A 17,676-nucleotide genomic window follows, 5' to 3' on the forward strand; every position below is an offset into this window, starting at 1 on the left:
GCCGGCATAGCCTAGTGTGTTAATTCTGTGAATCCTTTACCCGCAAGACTATGCAGCGATAAATATTAGAGCAGAAGGTATCAGAATGCTTGCATTGAGCGCAGCCGAAATGATCAAGGCGGAAGGTATGGCTTCGCCACGCAGGCTATCAGCCGTCTCTGCTGTAGGAGGGGAGATAAGACCAAAACTTGGGCGAAAGTCTAAGTTGCGGCACTCCCCTGTGAGTACAGAAGCCGACACTGTACTTGGTACTCCAAGTCAGTGTGAGTAGTTCACTAACTAAAACAAAACCCCCCTCTAAAAGAATAGAGAAGGGTTTTTTACTTGAAAAAATAGACCTGGCATCGAGCTATTTTCACGTGGGGCTACCCCCAAACTATCGTCGCCGCAGCAGCGTTTCACCTCTGAGTTCGGGAAGGGATCAGTGTGGTTCCACCGCGCCATAGACACCAGGAAAAAATTTAGAATTGAGAATTTAGAATTAAAGAATAATTTTAGATTCTAACTGAGGGTGTTCATAACCCTGAAGACTGCATTTGAGAAAGAGAAATCACAATAACAAATTGAATAGAGGTCAAGCCCTCGGTCTATTAGTACCCCTCAGCTTCATACATTACTGTACTTCCACTTAGAGCCTATTAACGGGTGTTCTGCCCGTGACCTTACCTACTTTTTGTAGTGAGAGTACTCATCTTGAGGTGGGCTTCCCACTTAGATGCTTTCAGCGGTTATCCTCTCCGCACTTGGCTACCCAGCGTTTACTGTTGGTACAATAACTGGTACACCAGCGGTGCGTTCCTCCCGGTCCTCTCGTACTAAGGAGGACTCCTCTCAATACTCTTGCGCCTGCACCGGATATGGACCGAACTGTCTCACGACGTTCTGAACCCAGCTCACGTACCGCTTTAATGGGCGAACAGCCCAACCCTTGGGACGTACTTCCGCCCCAGGTTGCGATGAGCCGACATCGAGGTGCCAAACCTCCCCGTCGATGTGGACTCTTGGGGGAGATCAGCCTGTTATCCCTAGAGTAACTTTTATCCGTTGAGCGACGGCCATTCCACTCTGCGCCGTCGGATCACTAAGGCCTACTTTCGTACCTGCTCGACTTGTCGGTCTTGCAGTCAAGCTCCCTTCTGCCTTTACACTCTTCGCACGGTTTCCAAGCGTGCTGAGGGAACCTTTGCGCGCCTCCGTTACCTTTTAGGAGGCGACCGCCCCAGTCAAACTGCCCACCTGAAACTGTTCCCCGACCGGCTTACGGTCGTGGGTTAGAATTCTAGCTTCGCCAGAGTGGTATCTCACCGTTAGCTCCTTATTCCCCAAAAGGAATAACTCACCGCTTCCCACCTATCCTGCGCAAGCGAAGCCCGAACACAATTCCAGGCTACAGTAAAGCTTCATAGGGTCTTTCTGTCCAGGTGCAGGCAGTCCGTATCTTCACAGACATTCCTATTTCGCCGAGTCTCTCTCTGAGACACCATCCAAATCGTTACGCCTTTCGTGCGGGTCGGAACTTACCCGACAAGGAATTTCGCTACCTTAGGACCGTTATAGTTACGGCCGCCGTTCACCGGGGCTTCGGTCGCCAGCTTCACTTTCGCTGACCAGCTTCCTTAACCTTCCGGCACTGGGCAGGCGTCAGCCCCCATACGTCCTCTTGCGAGTTGGCGGAGACCTGTGTTTTTGGTAAACAGTCGCTTGGATCTCTTCACTGCGACCCACTTCTTAGGTGGGCACCCCTTCTTCCGAAGTTACGGGGCCATTTTGCCGAGTTCCTTAGAGAGAGTTATCTCGCGCCCCTTGGTATTCTCAACCTCCCTACCTGTGTCGGTTTCGGGTACGGGTGTTCTATCTTCATCACATATATAGCTTTTCTTGGCACTATCCTTCACCACTCGGAGTTCGTAAACTCCTCCCAAACCAATCAGGGTATGGCTATCTTTCATGCGTCCCTATCTATGCTCCCACAGAACAGTAAGTGACTATTGACACTTTGTCCATCGACTACGCCGTTCGGCCTCGCCTTAGGTCCCGACTAACCCAGAGTGGACGAACCTGGCTCTGGAACCCTTAGGGTTTCGGGGTGTATGATTCTCACATACATTTGCGCTACTCAAGCCGACATTCTCACTTCCGTTTCGTCCACAGCTGCTCGCCGCTACTGCTTCTACCTACGACGGAACGCTCCCCTACCGATTATGATTAGTAATCCCACAGCTTCGGTACATCACTTAGCCCCGTTCATTTTCGGCGCAAGATCGCTTGACTAGTGAGCTATTACGCACTCTTTCAAGGGTGGCTGCTTCTAGGCAAACCTCCTAGTTGTCTAGGCAATCTCACCTCCTTTATCACTTAGTGATGATTTGGGGACCTTAGCTGGTGGTCTGGGCTGTTTCCCTCTTGACAATGAAGCTTATCCCCCACTGTCTCACTGGCTGTGTGTTCTCTGGGTATTCTGAGTTTGTCTCGATTTGGTACCGGTCTCCCAGCCCGCACCGAAACAGTGCTTTACCCCCCAGATTTAATCACAACCGCTGCGCCTCAACACATTTCGGGGAGAACCAGCTAGCTCCTGGTTCGATTGGTATTTCACCCCTAACCACACCTCATCCGCCGATTTTTCAACATCGGTCGGTTCGGACCTCCACTTGGTGTTACCCAAGCTTCATCCTGGACATGGTTAGATCACCAGGGTTCGGGTCTATAAACACTGATCTTCGCCCTCTTCAGACTCGGTTTCCCTTTGGCTCCAGCATTCTCGCTTTAACCTACCAGTGCCTATAAGTCGCCGGCTCATTCTTCAACAGGCACGCGGTCATCCGTTAAATCGGACTCCCACTGCTTGTAAGCTTATGGTTTCATGTTCTATTTCACTCCCCTTCCGGGGTTCTTTTCACCTTTCCCTCGCGGTACTTGTTCACTATCGGTCACACAGTAGTATTTAGCCTTACGAGGTGGTCCTCGCTGATTCACATGGAATTCCTCGTGCTCCATGCTACTCGGGATTCAGCTACTATCCTTTGGTTTTTGACTACAAGACTTTCACTTCCTCTGGTACAGTATTTAGCTGTTTCGTCTAACCTCAGTGATTCGATATTGCTGTCCCACGACCCCAAAGGATAAATCCCTTGGTTTAGGCTCTTCCCCTTTCGCTCACCACTACTTAGGGAATCTCTAGTTTGATTTCTCTTCCTCCAGCTACTAAGATGTTTCAGTTCGCTGGGTTGGCTCTTTCCTGTCTATATATTCAACAGGTAGTACATAGGGTTGCCCCATTCGGATATTTCCGGCTCTTAGTTTGCTTCCAACTCCCCGGAACATTTCGTCGGTAACCACGTCCTTCTTCGCCTCTGTGTGCCTAGGTATCCACCATTAGCCCTTATTAGCTTGACCACATTTTCTGCTTGTTTGCTTTCACATCCATCTCAATGTCTGTGTCTGCCTGCTTTTTCTCTTTCTCTTATGCAGTTTTCAAGGTTCTGGCTGGAATTTAACCCAGCAGTCTAACCATAGTTGTTAGGTGCTGACTCTGATTCAATTTTTGAACTAAGCCGAATAATACTTTGAAAGATATCTACCAATCTCGACCGACCTAGGTTAGACCAATTTAGTTTCTATTCACAATTTGCATTGCTTTCGAGTTCTAAATGGATTAGGTCTCCCTAAAAGGAGGTGATCCAGCCACACCTTCCGGTACGGCTACCTTGTTACGACTTCACCCCAGTCATCAGTCCTACCTTAGGCATCCCCCTCCTTGCGGTTGGGGTAACGACTTCGGGCGTGACCAACTTCCATGGTGTGACGGGCGGTGTGTACAAGGCCCGGGAACGAATTCACTGCAGTATGCTGACCTGCAATTACTAGCGATTCCTCCTTCACGAAGGCGAGTTGCAGCCTTCGATCTGAACTGAGCTACGGTTTATGAGATTCGCATCACATCGCTGTGTAGCTGCCCTTTGTCCGTAGCATTGTAGTACGTGTGTAGCCCAAGACGTAAGGGGCATGCTGACTTGACGTCATCCCCACCTTCCTCCGGTTTGTCACCGGCAGTCTCTCTAGAGTGCCCAACTTAATGCTGGCAACTAAAAACGAGGGTTGCGCTCGTTGCGGGACTTAACCCAACATCTCACGACACGAGCTGACGACAGCCATGCACCACCTGTGTTCACGCTCCCGAAGGCACTTCCATCTTTCAACGGAATTCGTGACATGTCAAGCCTTGGTAAGGTTCTTCGCGTTGCATCGAATTAAACCACATACTCCACCGCTTGTGCGGGCCCCCGTCAATTCCTTTGAGTTTCACAGTTGCCTGCGTACTCCCCAGGCGGGATACTTAACGCGTTAGCTACGGCACAGCTCGGGTCGATACGAGCTACGCCTAGTATCCATCGTTTACGGCTAGGACTACTGGGGTATCTAATCCCATTCGCTCCCCTAGCTTTCGTCCCTCAGTGTCAGTCTTGGCCTAGCAGAGCGCCTTCGCCACCGGTGTTCTTCCTGATATCTACGCATTTCACCGCTACACCAGGAATTCCCTCTGCCCCGACCACACTCTAGCTTTGTAGTTTCCACTGCTTTTATTTGGTTGAGCCAAACTCTTTAACAGCAGACTTACAATGCCACCTGCGGACCCTTTACGCCCAATCATTCCGGATAACGCTTGCATCCTCCGTATTACCGCGGCTGCTGGCACGGAGTTAGCCGATGCTTATTCCTCAGGTACCGTCATTTTGTTCTTCCCTGAGAAAAGAGGTTTACAACCCAAGAGCCTTCCTCCCTCACGCGGTATTGCTCCGTCAGGCTTTCGCCCATTGCGGAAAATTCCCCACTGCTGCCTCCCGTAGGAGTCTGGGCCGTGTCTCAGTCCCAGTGTGGCTGATCATCCTCTCAGACCAGCTACTGATCGTCGCCTTGGTAGGCTCTTACCCCACCAACTAGCTAATCAGACGCAAGCTCTTCTTCAGGCAGCAAGCCTTTCACCTCTCGGCACATTGGGTATTAGCCACCGTTTCCAGTGGTTGTCCCCAACCTGAAGGTAGATTCTTACGCGTTACTCACCCGTCCGCCACTATCTCCGAAAAGACCGTTCGACTTGCATGTGTTAAGCATACCGCCAGCGTTCATCCTGAGCCAGGATCAAACTCTCCATTTTGTTTCTTTCGAGTTTGTTGGCTCCGAAATTAGTTAAAATCTCGAATCCTCTTTCAATTATCTTGACGACGAGGATTGGTTTAATCTATTCTTTCAAAGTATTATTTTTTCTCGGTTCAGTTGTCCGGGAGTCGTTTCTTTCTCTCGGCACTTATCTAATATAGCAATCCTTCCTTTTTCTGTCAAGGGGTTTGAGAAATATTTTTTAGAGGTGGGTAAAACCAGAGGCTATTTCCAGCTAAGGGCTTTATATGGCAAGGGTTAAACGGATTTCGATAATTTCAAATATCTACTGGGTGTTGCCCATAATAAGGTAGAGCTTCTGACCAATGGGGATTTTTTCCTTGCTGCCAATCTAAATAGGCTAATTCCAAAATGCTGTTGACGGTGGCTGCTAAGTGAGATGTGGCTGATATTAACTGATTGGTATGCCAATTAGTTAGGGTTTCTTGCCATGCAGACGGCGTGAATAATGTATCTGATAATAGGGCTGTAATGCCCGAATTATCAGGGTTGGGTTGATAAATAGCACCAAAAATTTGTCCCCGTTGTGCTGGCATTTCTACGGCAATTATTGGATGTTGGCAATTTCTTTGTAATTTATATTCTTGCCAAGCTACTGCGGCTAGGGTGGAAACTGTAAATGCGGGAATTTTTAGCTGTTGTGCTAGTGTGCGCGCAGTGACAACTCCGATGCGAGTTCCTGTAAAACCACCAGGACCTTTGGCAACGGCGATAAATTCTAGGTCTGCCCAGGTTCGTGGTTTAATTACTTCAACTAGATATTGATGAATGTGACTGGATAGGTCACGTCCTAAGTTCCAAACTTGAGATTGGGGATAGTCGGCAAAGTTGCTAATTGCTAAACCGAGTTCTGGTGTGGTGGTGTGTAATGCTAAAGCGTATTTATTCAGCGGGAGTTGTTTGATTATGGTTGTCAAGGTAAATGCAAATGTATTTTTCTGCTAAATAATACAGCATAATTCAGAAGTTAAAGGTGAAATCACCTTAATTTTGGGCTTTTACTCTTTTTCCGCTGGAAAATACCAATTAAATGTGATTGAACCACGAAGAAGCGAAGGACACGAAGAAAGAAGGAAAGAAAGAGAATAATTGGAAGTTAATGGAGTTTGTAAGAATTTGTGTTGCTGATTTTGGCTGTAAATACTCAGCAACATCTCAGAATTTAGCCTAATTAGGTGGGGACTAATTCACCTGGACGCAATTTAGACCATTTACCTGTTTCTTGTTTGAAGCTGAGACAACCAACAACGTCCCATTCCATTTCAATTATTTCGCCTTGTGTGCGAATATTGACGTTGATGGAGGGTTCGTTGGGGTCAAAATCTGGTGTTTCTGTCAGGTGTGGCTGTTGGTGCTGGGTTTCTACGGCGTTGTAGGTGACGCAGCGGTCTACATAGTGGCAATTCACGCAAATACACATAATAGAACCAACTCTAAGAACCTTTATAGTTAATCTAGCGTGAACTACTCCGGCGTAAGACGGACGGAGCTTCCCAATTCATCGGGAATAGCCTCAAGGACTTCGTAGTTCCATTGGTCTGACATTCCCTTCAAGGGCAGGTGTCCTGGTTCCCAAGACCCAAATTTTTTCCTTGGGACACTTACCTATCAGCTTGGTTTTCGCTTACGGCATTGGTGGTCAAGATATGAATATCTTACCAGAAAACCTGGGGACTGGGGATTCGTCAACCATCTGAATATTTGTTTTTACCAAGTAAAAAATCAATTCCAGATGCAATCCTCATCCCCTACTCACAATCTTCACCTTATGAGTACATTGAGGATGGGGACTTCCGCAAATCGTTAAGCCGAAATAATCAGCATTAGTTACTGGATTGATTTTTATTAAAATGTCTGAATTAGTTGTTTCTCGTCTAGCTGCCAAAAATTGGCCTTTTAGTCTGGAATATTTGCCACAACCTGTTTATATGGTGGGTGGTGCGGTGCGTGATGCAATTTTGGGTAGGGTTTGGGAATATGTGGATTTAGATTTTATTATCCCAGGGGATGCGGTGAAGGTAGCGAGAAAGATTGCTCAACGTTATCAAGCTGGTTTTGTGTTACTTGATGCTGAAAGAAAAATTGCCCGTGTGGTGTTTCCTCATGCTACGGCTGATTTTGCTCAACAGGAGGGGGAAAGTTTAATTACGGATTTGCATAGAAGGGATTTTACTATTAATGCGATCGCCTATAATCCCCATACTCAAGAAATTATTGATCCTTTGCAAGGCTGTAAGGATATAGAATCTGGACTGTTACGGATGATATCACCTATAAATCTACAAAATGATCCTTTGCGGTTAATGCGGGCTTATCGTCAAGCCGCCCAACTTGGGTTTACTATTGAACCAGCTACTCAAGAGACAATTCGCAGTTTAGCAAAAAGTATTAATCAAGTGGCAGCGGAACGAGTACGGGTAGAAATTGGTTATTTGTTGGCAAATTCTCAAGGGACATTTTGGCTAAATGCTGCTTGGAAAGATGGTGTTTTGACTAGTTTCTTTAAAAACGCGACTGAGGAAAGTTTTATTAAGTTAACTGCTGTTGATCAAGCTTATACTTTAATTAGTGAAAATTGGCAACAACTAGGAGAAGAATTAGCAAATTATGTACGGGAGACTGTGAAAACTTCTTGGTTAGCTACTGCTAAACTTGCTTGTCTGGTTGACTCAAAGCCAGAAATTGCCGAAATCGAATTACAGGAACTTACCTATAGTCGGGCAGAAATTCGGGCTGTGACAACGGGATTAAGACTATTTTCGGAAATAAAAGCGGTAAAGATGCCTTTGCGAAAACAGTATTTTCTGTTTCGGGAAATGGGAATTTTATTTCCGGCTGTGTTGGTATTAGCTTTAGCAAATGATATTGTAGCTAAGGGAATGTTTGAAGAAAGTATGTTTGTTACTTATGAACCTTTAATCAAGCGTTATCTTGACAAAAACGATGTAGTTGCTCATCCTATTCCTTTACTCAATGGTAAAGACATGATGATGGCGTTAAACATTCCCGCTTCACCATTGATAGGTGAATTATTAATGGAGGTTGGTGTTGCTCAAGCTGAGGGGAAAATTTCTACAGTAGAAGCAGCGATAGAATTTGCCAGGAATTTAGTTAAAAAGTAAACTTGCTAAATTTGGTTTTGAGTTATTTAATTTTTATGGAGTAGGGAATGAGTCTGATTTGGCAGGCTGATTTTTATCGTAGTCCGCTACAAAGTGTTGAAGGGCAGACGTTATGGGAACTATTAGTTTGTGATGCAACTCGCAGTTTTGAATTTACAGCCAGTTGTCCCCAATCCCAGGCTAATTCTACTTGGGTTGCCCAACAATTACAATTAGCTGGTCAGGAAAAGTTACCAGATGTAATTCAAGTATTTCGTCCTCAGTCTTTAAGTTTAATCACAACTGCGGGAAATAATTTAGGTATTAAGGTTGAAGCTACTCGGAGAACTTTGGCGTTAAAACAATGGTTAGCAGCAAAACAATATCCTGTAACTGTGGATAAACTACCTCCATTACCATTACCGGAAAATCTCTGGGGGGAAGAATGGCGGTTTGCGACGATTCCATCTGGTGATATTGTGGATGAGTTTACAGAACGACCAATTCCTTTTTTGCAAATACCAGATTTTCTCAAACCAATTAATCTGGGTTTAGCTTCAACAGTACCTATCCCTGGTGTAGTGATTTACGGTGGACGAAAATCTATGCGTTTAGCGCAGTGGTTAAAGGAAAATAATCCTGTATCATTAAACTATATCGCTGGTGCGCCTGATGGGTTGGTATTAGAAGCTGGTTTGGTAGATAGGTGGGTTTTGGCGACTTTTACAGATGAGGAAGTTACTGCTGCGGGGAAGTTATATCAAGAGCGAAAACAGCTAAGTCAGGGATTGCATTTTTTATTGGTGCAACCAGATGATTCGGGAATGACTTATAGTGGTTTATGGTTATTGCAAGATGAAAATAAATACTAATGCTTGTTATATTTTGTTACCGAGAACGAGCCTACTTAAGCATAAAAATTCATGTATGATAGGAGTCTTGGGTGTTAGTAATTATTTATATGGGAACTTGGCAAGTTAACCAAATGTCTACATAATTATTAAAGAAATCATAACTTAGTCAAGTTTTCTTGACCTTTTAAACGAAAATTAGACCAATCAAAGTTTAGTCGAAATATTCAGCTAATTCATTTAAGCTAGAAGCAAATGAGCGAAATTAGTCAACGCAGGGTTGTTATTGGTGATGTGCATGGACACTATGAATGTTTGATGTTGCTGTTGGCAAAAATAGCACCTACATCAGAGGATCAAGTATATTTTTTGGGAGACTTAATTGATCGTGGTCCAAAAAGCGCCCAAGTAGTTGAGTTTGTTAAAGAAAATGATTACCCTTGTTTGCTAGGTAATCATGAGCAGATGTTATTAAATATCATGACTGGTAAGAATACTTCGTCCACAAATATGCAAACGTGGTTATACAGTGGAGGACAGGCTACTATTGCTAGTTACCAATCTGCAACAATTCCTAAACAACATCTGGATTGGTTTGAGAGTTTGCCCACATATTTAGATTTGGGAGATTTTTGGTTAACTCATGCAGGTGTTGATCCAGAAAAGAGTGTCCAAGAACAGACGGCGGAAGAATTATGCTGGATTAGGGATGAGTTTCATCGGATAGAGAAACCATATTTTGCAGATAAGTTGATTATAGTTGGTCATACTATAACTTTTACTTTACCTGGTGTGGCTCCCGGTAATTTGGCACAGGGCCAGGGCTGGTTAGATATTGATACTGGCGCTTATCATCCCCGTAGTGGTTGGTTGACGGGGCTGGATATTACGAATAAGTTGGTTTATCAGGCCAATGTGTTCAGTAGGGTTGTGCGGACTGTGGCTTGGGAAGAGGTGATGACAATTGTTCAGCCACAGGAATTTGCAGGTAGCCGCCGTCATAGAAAACGAGCATAATTATGGCAAAAATGCTCTCATTTTGCTTTGATATACCGGATTATCTAAACCATGATTTTGACTACTTGGTTGACTTTTAATCTGATTTTGCAGGGAGATTACGCGATCGCTTGCCCCTGGATGTGTGCTTAAAAATGTAGGTACGGAGCTACTTCTTTGTAGCTTTTTCATGAAAGAAACCATTGCTGACTGAGCATAACCAGTGCGGGTGATGTTTGCTAATCCTCTTTTATCAGCATCAAATTCGTCCTGGCGACTACGGGGAAGATTCAGGGCGAGTTGCACACCAATTCCTACGGCTTTACTTCTATCTAAACCTGATACTGAAGCTACACCACTGGCTATAGCTCGTTGTCTCATTTGTTTAATTAAATGTTTGCCTTCGATATGTCCCATTTCATGAGCTAATACACTGGCGACTTCGGCTTCATTATCTGCTGTTTTTAACAAACCTGTATTCACATAAATAAAACCACCGGCAGTTGCAAAGGCGTTAACAGCAGGATCTTCGACTACTTGAAAAGTATAAGCAATATTTGGACGAGTGCTATTAGCTGCTAAACGTCTACCGATTTGTTCAACATAGCTGTTTAGTTGTGAATTACGAGAAATTCTGACTTCTTGCTGTATTTCTTGATTCATTTGCTGCCCAAGATCAACTTCCTGGCGATCGGATATATTAGATAGGTTAAATATTTGGGTTACTTGTGGGAGTACACGGATCAGATCGCTAAAACCTATAGCTTTACTTGATAGTGGTGTACCTAAGCAAATAGTCACAGCAACGCTTACAGAAATGAACGGATACAAACAGCGACGCTGCCACAAACGATAATTTGTCCAAATTCCTTGCGAGTTAATCATAATCCAGTTATATGAGATGGGTGTAAGAACTTAAAATTGGAGGACGAATTTTCAGTTTACAAAGTTGCATTTTCAACTCCAGATAGTGCAAATAGTCAATTCAAATAACTTACTGCTACTATGACACTGAAGCTCCTGCAATCATGATAAACTGTCGCATAACCATAATGTCTAGTTTCTGTCAATTCTGATGCAGTGATCAAGATTGTGGATCACTTGAAAAAACTTGTCGGTACAATCAATTACTTAGCTGAAAACTCAACTGCAACTTATCCAAACCTGATTATGGCTATTTTAGATTCTAAAGGTCGCTTGTTCGGTAAAATTAACCTATTAGATTTAGGGGCTGCATTAGTAATTTTGCTAGTGATAGTGGGTATCTTTATTTTCCCTGGTACTTCTGGTTCTGTGGCTCAAGTGGGTGCGAAAACAGTACCCATTGAGGTAGATTTACTGGTACGTGGACTCAATGTTCGTAATCCTCAACAGTTAATTAAAGAAGGATTTACAAAAGGTGGTAAAACTAATGTGATTATCCGTAATCAACCTTATGGTCAGATTGGGATTAAATCGGTTGAGCAGTTAGAGAGAACACTGACAATTGGTCAACCAGATGGTTCTGTGAAAGAATTACCAGATCCTAGAAAAATTAACTTTAGTACAGATTTTCTCTTGACTTTAGAAGGACAAGCTACAGTCACTAAGGATGGGCCTGTTCTTGGTAATAGCAAAGTGAAAATTGGAATGCCTTTTGAATTAGAAGGTTTTAACTATAACTTTAATGCGTCTGTAGTTGATATTCGATTACAGGATAAATAGCATTTTGTTTAAGGATGAAATTATCCTGGTTTCATCCTTAAAATTAGTAAAAACTATCTATTTATAATTTTGTAATCAAGTAGGTAAATACTGTGGCACAGGCTTCGTCTTCTTGGCGACAATTGATGAATCAAGTTTCAGAAATTCAGATCAAGATTCCCAAACATCAGGTTTTTAAACATTTTTCTGAACCTGGTATTTTGCTGGGATTACTGACAATTATTGTAGCTATGCTGCTTTGGAGTTGGCAATTGCTGTTAGCTCTGGTGGTGGGTATTGGGATGATGGTATTTACTTACTCAGTGCAAAAATGGAATTGGCAATTGCGCTGGTTAGAAATACGTAAGTTGATGAGTAGCACTAATAGTAGGTTAGCTTATGCGATCGCCAGTGGTGGTATTGCGACTGTGATAACTTACATGGCTTCGGCAATTTGGGTTGATGCTCCTAGTCATTGGTTGGCTGCTGGTGCGATTGTGCAAGGAATGGGAACGCTATTAACTTTAATTTTGCTGGTGTGGCAAATATTCAGTTTTCAAGGAAATCGAGAAGAAGATTATCTTGATCAATTGTTAAATAATTTAACGGAAAAGGATTCTTTAAAACGTTTACTTTCCATACGTCAACTCAATAAACTGATTACCCGTCAGCGAGTTGATACGGTAATACAACAAGATATCGGGGAATGTTTACAACTATTACTGAGTCAGGAACAAGAAGTCATGATTCGGGAAGCCGCTTTGGATTGTTTGCAAAATTTAACTGGGTTGCAAGTGCTAAAGCCTATTCAGGCAAAGGTATTTATGCCTATATCAGCCAAAGCGAAAAGCAAAATCCTTGTAGATTGATCTAATTTTCCTATTTTGTACTTTTGATTTCGGGATTTTGCTTTAATTCTTCCTTTAAGATTTGCTGATAAATTTTGGGTAAGGAACTACTAACAGAATTATTTTCTATCCCGTATCCTAAACTTGTCCATGTGGGGGAGAGTTTTCGGAGAACATCATTTAATTTTTCTTGCTGTAATAGCTTAGGAATATTTACACCCCAAACTTTTACATCATTTAACCAACGGTAAACGACGACATCTTGATACTCTGCTTCAAAACTATAATTAGTCCAAAGCATCATTTTGCTGGGTTTTGGATGATAACGAGGAGCAATTTGATCCCACGTAGTATTAATAATTTGATATCTACCTGCGGCTGTGGAACAGTTACCTGTATTCGGTCCTGTGACAATGGTGATACATTTTTGAGGATGATGACTGAGATCATTAACTTGTTCACCACCATACAAGAGAGAGTAGGGACGATTCCCACTGGCTTCACTGGCAGATATAGTTCGCATTAATGCCCGAATATAAGGATCTCCACCTTTCATGACTAGGGGAGGCTGTTTTCTGGTAAATATAGGTTCGGGAGATAATTGTATATCTCCAAAAATATACCACTGAAACAGGTACACAAAGCCCAAAAGTGAGGCTATGGGAGCGATGAGTTTTTCTACACCTTTCAGTTCAAAGTTTTTCAGAATTTAACTCCTTTTAGTTATTTCTTGGGACTAATAAGCAAAAATTAACTTTTTTTTATTTCCGAAGATTACTCGGCTCAGTAATATTGCTATGATGAAGTTATTTTGGTATTTAGCTACAATATCAATTATTGAATGACTGTGAATTGGTTACACCTGAATTTACCATTTTTCTCGTTGTTGACTGACTCTACATAATCAGTTCATGCTGTTTGTGTAAAGTTAATGACAATTTTTTGAAATTTTCGTGAAAATTGGATTTTGATGCGAAAAAACTTCCCTGAAGTGGGAATGATGAATATAGACAACTTTCCAGATATAGAAAAAACAAATTTATGGTTACAAACAATAGTAAATATCAATCATGGGAAGTAGCAGATGAGACTGTATTACAGGAGGCTCATCTAAGCGCAACTAAATTTTATGGTAATTATCAAGATGGGATGGAAATGTATGCTCCTGTGGAGCAGGTAGAGAAGTATTTCAATACTCACTCTTCCTGGTTTGGTCGTTGTGCAGAACCGATGAAGGTAAGCCGGATAGGTGAAAATAGTTATGCTTTGGCGGTAGGTAAATTTGGTGCTTTTGGTTACGATGTAGAACCGAAGATTGGTTTAGAGTTGTTAAAACCTGAAGATAATGAATTCCAAATCCGAACTATTCCTGTACCTGATTATCAGTCACCTGGTTATGAGGTGGATTATAAATCATCAACACGATTGATAGGTGATTTAGATGGGGTTACGCGGGTGGAGTGGGAGTTGGATTTGGTTGTTGAGTTGCAGTTTCCCAGATTTATTCAGCGATTACCCTATTCGTTAATTCAGTCTACTGGCGATCGCATCCTTAATCAAATAGTCCGTAAAGTTTCCCATCGTCTCACACACAAGGTACAAAAAGATTTTCATCAATCTCTAAATATACCTTTTTCGCAAAAGAAACACAAATAATAACGGTCTAAGGCATTGTTATCAGTACGCAACCTCAAATCTATTGCGGGTAATATTCCCGTTGATGTTGAAACAACAATACCATTGCCTTGAGAACCGATACCATAACCTAAATCTACTTGCCATTATTTCCGTAATAGGATGCTTTTCTAGTGGTAGGTAGTTTAAGTCCATTCTTGAATATTTCAGAGTTCCAGAATCCAGAATCCAGGGAATAAATTCCCTGTCTTATAGCTAAAGTCGGTTTAAACCGACTACTTTTATCTCGTTTATCTCGTTCCCAGTCTCTGACTGGGAATGTTATCACAGAGGCTCTGCCTCTGCTAGTATTGAAGGCAGAGCCAAGAACTGCCAGATTGCCATAAATGTTGTTGGTGCTAATAATTGTGTTGTTGGTGCGACCCAGTACCGTTTGGTTAACGTTATTCTCAATTAATTTGAGTACGTTTTAACGTACTTGAGCTATTAGCCCGGAAATTGATTTCCGAGCGGTTGTAGCCGCTAACAGATAACATATAGGACTCCTATATTTTCGGTTAAGTTGACACCTATGAGCATTGCTAAACCCCTCCAAAAACGTGGTGCTAAAGAAGAATCTGAGGCGATCGCTAAATGAGTTAATATCATAGAAGCGAAAGTAACAGGCCAAAAAGCTATGGTTACGACATCTTATGAATATCAAAATCTGCCCACAGCAGAAGACTTACCCGACAGCGACGAAACCCCAGTGGATAATGAACTCCAAAATGATATTCCCAATCTATTGTTAAATTTATTGAAATGGATTTGGGGCGATCGCCAAGATTGGTTCTGGGGAGTAGATATGTGCGTTTACCATGAACCAAACACAGAAGAACCAGCAAAATCTAAATCAATTGTTCCCGATGGGTTTTTAGCTTTAGGAGTGGAGAGACTCAAAAATGAAGGAGGTAGATTAAGTTATTTATTATGGGAAGAAAAAGTATTACCAATTTTGGTATTGGAAGTAGTTTCTCACAAATATAATGGCGAATATGATAGCAAGTTGTTAGAGTACCAAGATTTAGGGATTTTATATTATGTGATTTACAATCCCTTGAGTGGAAGAAGAGGATTATATAAAAAACATCAGTCTTTAGAAGTTTATAAATTAGTAGATAGCAAGTATGAATTAGTCCCATCAGTTGCTCTGTTACCAGGAAATGGTAAAGTGTTCTGGATGCCGGAGATAGAGCTAGGAATTGGTTGTGAGCAGGGCAATCAGGGCGGTTGGCAACGGGAGTGGGTTTATTGGTACGATCGCTCTGGGGTGAGGTATCCCACTGCTGAGGAACGGGCAGATCAGATGCGTGCTGCTAAAGAAGAAGCTGAAGCGATCGCTCTTCAAGAACGACAACAAAAGGAAAAACTGGCAGCGTACCTGAAAACCTTGGGTATTAATCCTGACGAAATCCCATAGATGTCTTGAAAAAAAGCGCTCTCTACTTATTCATAAGATGCGATCTACTTGCAGCAGTGCTTACGCGATCGCTTTTTCTCACATCGTAGAAATCTGCATTGAGGATCATGTTAAACTAGGAAAAATTAACTAAGGCGATGAAGTTGCTATGGTATTAACAAAACCAATCATTGCACCACCAACTACATCTGAAGACGATCAAATCACACTCCCTGACCATACACAACTGCCAGATTCAGATGGAGAATTTGTGAAAAATTTTCAGGAACTACCCCAAAGTATCATTCTCACAACTTCTATAGAAGCAATTTTACAAAAACTACATCCCGACGGACGTTATTGTATTGGACAAGATAGCGGTATTTATTGGCGAATTACAGAACCACTAGTAAAAGGAGCAGAAGCACCAGATTGGTTTTATGTTCCCCATGTTGCTCCTTTATTAGCAGGAGTATATCGCCGTTCTTATGTCATGTGGAAGGAAATTGTTGCTCCATTAATTGCTATAGAATTTGTCTCTGGTGATGGTTCAGAAGAAAGAGATACTACCTCATTGCATGATATTGATGACCAAACTGGAGAACCAAAGAAAGCTGGTAAATTCTGGGTATATGAACAAGCAATTAGGATTCCCTTTTATGCTATTTATGAGGTAGAAAAATCATCGGTTGAGGTCTATCATTTGGTAGATGGCAAGTATGAGAAAATGCCAGCTAATGAACGAGGGCATTTTCCGATTCCACCAATGGGGGTAGAGTTGGGGATTCAACAAGATACGGAAATACCCTGGTTACGTTGGTGGACTGGAGATGGTGAGATGTTGTTAACTGGTAATGAACGAGCAGACCAACAACAACAAAGGGCAGACGAGCAACAGCAAAGGGCAGACCAGGAACGCCAACAAAAAGAAAAATTAGCGGCTTATCTGAAATCTATCGGTGTTAATCCTGATGAAATTCTGTAAAACTATTTAGGGACTTTCAATTAAAGGCGTTGCTGAATTGGCGTATGATTTTTGGAGGTAGAGACGTTCCATGGAACGTCTCTACAAGAGTCTTGAACGTATGCAAAATTATTTTCATCCCTAAAATCAGCAACGCCGAAAAGTATTAGATGAAACCGATAATCTCCAAAAACCTAACCCCCCTGCCCCGCTGCCCTACGTTATACGTTAGCGCAGCGTGCCGAAGGCTGGGAAGGGGGGTTTCAAAGCCTCTCTCCGCTTCGGGGAGAGGTTTGGAGAGGGGTTTGTTTATACATTAAAAACTTTTCAAACATCCTCTTAGGGAATAACTGATGGATTATGGTGCGTCAGATAGAGGAAATCTGTTTTTTACCAAGTTATCGAGTCTGACGCACCCTACAAATTGAGAATTGACAATCTATGCTTTAGTGAGGATTCTTTGGATAATTTCGACACCAGAGAAGGCTTGCCATGCAAAAAGCCCTAAAATAGCAAAATTTAACAATATATGAGTTATCCGCGCCCAATTTGCGCCTTTTTGCATAAAAGGAGATAGAGATGCGGAAAAAGCTATTAAACCTGTCATCCCTAATCCGGCTAATAGATGGGGTCCGACAAATAACTTACCATTATTAATGTAGGTAACAGCCATACCACCAATTGAACCTGCCACCATCAGAGCTAACATAATAGAACCAATTTGGTGATGTTTGATGGTATAACGCCCTTTAACTAGTTCTTTCTTTTCTTCTCCCTGAGCATTTCTGGTACGCTGTACTTGTAATCCTAAATATGCAGCATACAAGGAAAGTGCTAATAGTACCCACATAGTAACTGGGTGAGCAAAGTTCAACCAGAATCTGATTGTTGGAGTTAGTTCAAAAGCCATATTTTTTACTTCCGATTATTAAATCTTCATAAAACTTAGCATACATTTATTTTTCTTACGTAGAAATTTTTC

The 17,676-nt window shown here is 42.4% G+C and carries 15 protein-coding genes, 3 rRNA genes and 1 pseudogene; 9 read left to right on the forward strand and 10 right to left on the reverse strand.

Features of this window, described 5'->3' with window-relative positions:
- Nucleotides 1–52: 52 nt before the first annotated feature.
- A pseudogene (locus tag AA650_RS28545) lies at nucleotides 53–271 on the forward strand (hypothetical protein); the annotation flags it as partial.
- A 65-nt stretch (nucleotides 272–336) separates the two neighbouring features.
- Here the strand turns inward: AA650_RS28545 and rrf are convergent.
- From rrf to AA650_RS01290, 5 genes are all read right to left on the reverse strand, one after another.
- Nucleotides 337–454, reverse strand: a 5S ribosomal RNA gene (gene rrf, locus AA650_RS01270).
- Between the two features lie 116 nt (nucleotides 455–570).
- Nucleotides 571–3,396 (reverse strand): 23S ribosomal RNA (locus AA650_RS01275).
- Between the two features lie 272 nt (nucleotides 3,397–3,668).
- Nucleotides 3,669–5,155, reverse strand: a 16S ribosomal RNA gene (locus AA650_RS01280).
- Together the 16S, 23S and 5S rRNA genes form the textbook arrangement of a ribosomal RNA operon.
- 280 nt (nucleotides 5,156–5,435) lie before the next feature.
- Nucleotides 5,436–6,095 (reverse strand): tRNA (adenosine(37)-N6)-threonylcarbamoyltransferase complex dimerization subunit type 1 TsaB, encoded by a 660-nt coding sequence (gene tsaB / locus AA650_RS01285; RefSeq protein WP_053537653.1) that lies wholly within the window; start codon nucleotides 6,093–6,095, stop codon nucleotides 5,436–5,438.
- A gap of 254 nt (nucleotides 6,096–6,349) precedes the next feature.
- Nucleotides 6,350–6,598, reverse strand: coding sequence for a Ycf34 family protein (locus tag AA650_RS01290; RefSeq protein WP_027403580.1), 249 nt, complete (start codon nucleotides 6,596–6,598; stop codon nucleotides 6,350–6,352).
- A 430-nt stretch (nucleotides 6,599–7,028) separates the two neighbouring features.
- Between AA650_RS01290 and AA650_RS01295 the strand changes: the two genes are divergently transcribed.
- The 3 genes from AA650_RS01295 to AA650_RS01305 all read left to right on the forward strand — a co-directional run bounded on the left by AA650_RS01295 (nucleotide 7,029) and on the right by AA650_RS01305 (nucleotide 10,147).
- The gene (locus AA650_RS01295; protein ID WP_053537654.1) at nucleotides 7,029–8,300 is read left to right on the forward strand and encodes a CCA tRNA nucleotidyltransferase; all 1,272 of its coding nucleotides are present in this window, start codon (nucleotides 7,029–7,031) and stop codon (nucleotides 8,298–8,300) included.
- A gap of 47 nt (nucleotides 8,301–8,347) precedes the next feature.
- Nucleotides 8,348–9,151 carry a Tab2/Atab2 family RNA-binding protein gene (locus tag AA650_RS01300; protein ID WP_053537655.1) on the forward strand — a complete coding sequence of 268 codons (804 nt, stop codon included), beginning with the start codon at nucleotides 8,348–8,350 and terminating at the stop codon, nucleotides 9,149–9,151.
- A 234-nt stretch (nucleotides 9,152–9,385) separates the two neighbouring features.
- On the forward strand, nucleotides 9,386–10,147 hold the full coding sequence (locus AA650_RS01305; protein ID WP_053537656.1) for a metallophosphoesterase family protein: 762 nt from the start codon (nucleotides 9,386–9,388) through the stop codon (nucleotides 10,145–10,147).
- On the opposite strand, the gene AA650_RS01310 is transcribed toward AA650_RS01305, so the two are convergent.
- A complete protein-coding gene (locus AA650_RS01310; RefSeq protein ID WP_053537657.1) occupies nucleotides 10,148–11,011 on the reverse strand; it encodes a M48 family metallopeptidase in 864 nt (287 codons plus the stop codon).
- Nucleotides 11,012–11,296: 285 nt separating this feature from the next.
- On the opposite strand from AA650_RS01310, the gene AA650_RS01315 reads away from it, so the two are divergent.
- Both AA650_RS01315 and AA650_RS01320 read left to right on the forward strand, forming a co-directional pair.
- On the forward strand, nucleotides 11,297–11,830 hold the full coding sequence (locus AA650_RS01315; RefSeq protein ID WP_027403585.1) for a DUF4330 domain-containing protein: 534 nt from the start codon (nucleotides 11,297–11,299) through the stop codon (nucleotides 11,828–11,830).
- A 92-nt stretch (nucleotides 11,831–11,922) separates the two neighbouring features.
- Nucleotides 11,923–12,678, forward strand: coding sequence for an armadillo-type fold-containing protein (locus AA650_RS01320; protein ID WP_053537658.1), 756 nt, complete (start codon nucleotides 11,923–11,925; stop codon nucleotides 12,676–12,678).
- A gap of 10 nt (nucleotides 12,679–12,688) precedes the next feature.
- Here AA650_RS01320 and AA650_RS01325 read toward each other — a convergent pair whose 3' ends face one another.
- Complete coding sequence (locus AA650_RS01325; RefSeq protein WP_053537659.1) at nucleotides 12,689–13,366, reverse strand: glycoside hydrolase family 24 protein; 678 nt, start codon at nucleotides 13,364–13,366, stop codon at nucleotides 12,689–12,691.
- Between the two features lie 332 nt (nucleotides 13,367–13,698).
- Between AA650_RS01325 and AA650_RS01330 the strand changes: the two genes are divergently transcribed.
- A complete protein-coding gene (locus AA650_RS01330; protein ID WP_053537660.1) occupies nucleotides 13,699–14,313 on the forward strand; it encodes a DUF1997 domain-containing protein in 615 nt (204 codons plus the stop codon).
- 115 nt (nucleotides 14,314–14,428) lie between these two features.
- Here AA650_RS01330 and AA650_RS27465 read toward each other — a convergent pair whose 3' ends face one another.
- Both AA650_RS27465 and AA650_RS29030 read right to left on the reverse strand, forming a co-directional pair.
- Nucleotides 14,429–14,620 (reverse strand): hypothetical protein, encoded by a 192-nt coding sequence (locus AA650_RS27465; protein WP_152608834.1) that lies wholly within the window; start codon nucleotides 14,618–14,620, stop codon nucleotides 14,429–14,431.
- Nucleotides 14,621–14,814: 194 nt separating this feature from the next.
- Nucleotides 14,815–14,940, reverse strand: coding sequence for a hypothetical protein (locus AA650_RS29030; protein ID WP_256366901.1), 126 nt, complete (start codon nucleotides 14,938–14,940; stop codon nucleotides 14,815–14,817).
- A gap of 28 nt (nucleotides 14,941–14,968) precedes the next feature.
- Here AA650_RS29030 and AA650_RS01335 point away from each other — a divergent pair, with 28 nt between their 5' ends.
- Entirely contained in the window at nucleotides 14,969–15,751 is a 783-nt protein-coding gene (locus tag AA650_RS01335) for a Uma2 family endonuclease (protein ID WP_053537661.1), read from the forward strand.
- Between the two features lie 148 nt (nucleotides 15,752–15,899).
- Nucleotides 15,900–16,715: a Uma2 family endonuclease gene (locus AA650_RS01340; protein WP_053537662.1), complete on the forward strand. Its 816-nt coding sequence runs from the start codon at nucleotides 15,900–15,902 to the stop codon at nucleotides 16,713–16,715.
- 418 nt (nucleotides 16,716–17,133) lie between these two features.
- Here the strand turns inward: AA650_RS01340 and AA650_RS01345 are convergent, their stop codons facing one another.
- Nucleotides 17,134–17,604 carry a DUF4079 domain-containing protein gene (locus AA650_RS01345; RefSeq protein ID WP_053537663.1) on the reverse strand — a complete coding sequence of 157 codons (471 nt, stop codon included), beginning with the start codon at nucleotides 17,602–17,604 and terminating at the stop codon, nucleotides 17,134–17,136.
- Nucleotides 17,605–17,676: the final 72 nt, after the last annotated feature.

Origin of the sequence: Anabaena sp. WA102 (assembly GCF_001277295.1) — a bacterium.
Classification (GTDB): Bacteria; Cyanobacteriota; Cyanobacteriia; order Cyanobacteriales; family Nostocaceae; genus Dolichospermum; species Dolichospermum heterosporum.

Excerpts from the sequence above, each read along its gene's own strand:
- AA650_RS01335 (WP_053537661.1), top strand. The coding sequence starts at position 14,969 with ATGGTTACGACATCTTATGAATATCAAAATCTGCCCACAGCAGAAGAC.
- AA650_RS01310 (WP_053537657.1), bottom strand. The coding sequence starts at position 11,011 with ATGATTAACTCGCAAGGAATTTGGACAAATTATCGTTTGTGGCAGCGT.
- AA650_RS29030 (WP_256366901.1), bottom strand. The coding sequence starts at position 14,940 with ATGATATTAACTCATTTAGCGATCGCCTCAGATTCTTCTTTAGCACCA.
- AA650_RS01295 (WP_053537654.1), top strand. The coding sequence starts at position 7,029 with ATGTCTGAATTAGTTGTTTCTCGTCTAGCTGCCAAAAATTGGCCTTTT.
- AA650_RS01345 (WP_053537663.1), bottom strand. The coding sequence starts at position 17,604 with ATGGCTTTTGAACTAACTCCAACAATCAGATTCTGGTTGAACTTTGCT.
- AA650_RS01300 (WP_053537655.1), top strand. The coding sequence starts at position 8,348 with ATGAGTCTGATTTGGCAGGCTGATTTTTATCGTAGTCCGCTACAAAGT.
- AA650_RS01305 (WP_053537656.1), top strand. The coding sequence starts at position 9,386 with ATGAGCGAAATTAGTCAACGCAGGGTTGTTATTGGTGATGTGCATGGA.
- AA650_RS01330 (WP_053537660.1), top strand. The coding sequence starts at position 13,699 with ATGGTTACAAACAATAGTAAATATCAATCATGGGAAGTAGCAGATGAG.
- AA650_RS01340 (WP_053537662.1), top strand. The coding sequence starts at position 15,900 with ATGGTATTAACAAAACCAATCATTGCACCACCAACTACATCTGAAGAC.
- AA650_RS01290 (WP_027403580.1), bottom strand. The coding sequence starts at position 6,598 with ATGTGTATTTGCGTGAATTGCCACTATGTAGACCGCTGCGTCACCTAC.
- AA650_RS01315 (WP_027403585.1), top strand. The coding sequence starts at position 11,297 with ATGGCTATTTTAGATTCTAAAGGTCGCTTGTTCGGTAAAATTAACCTA.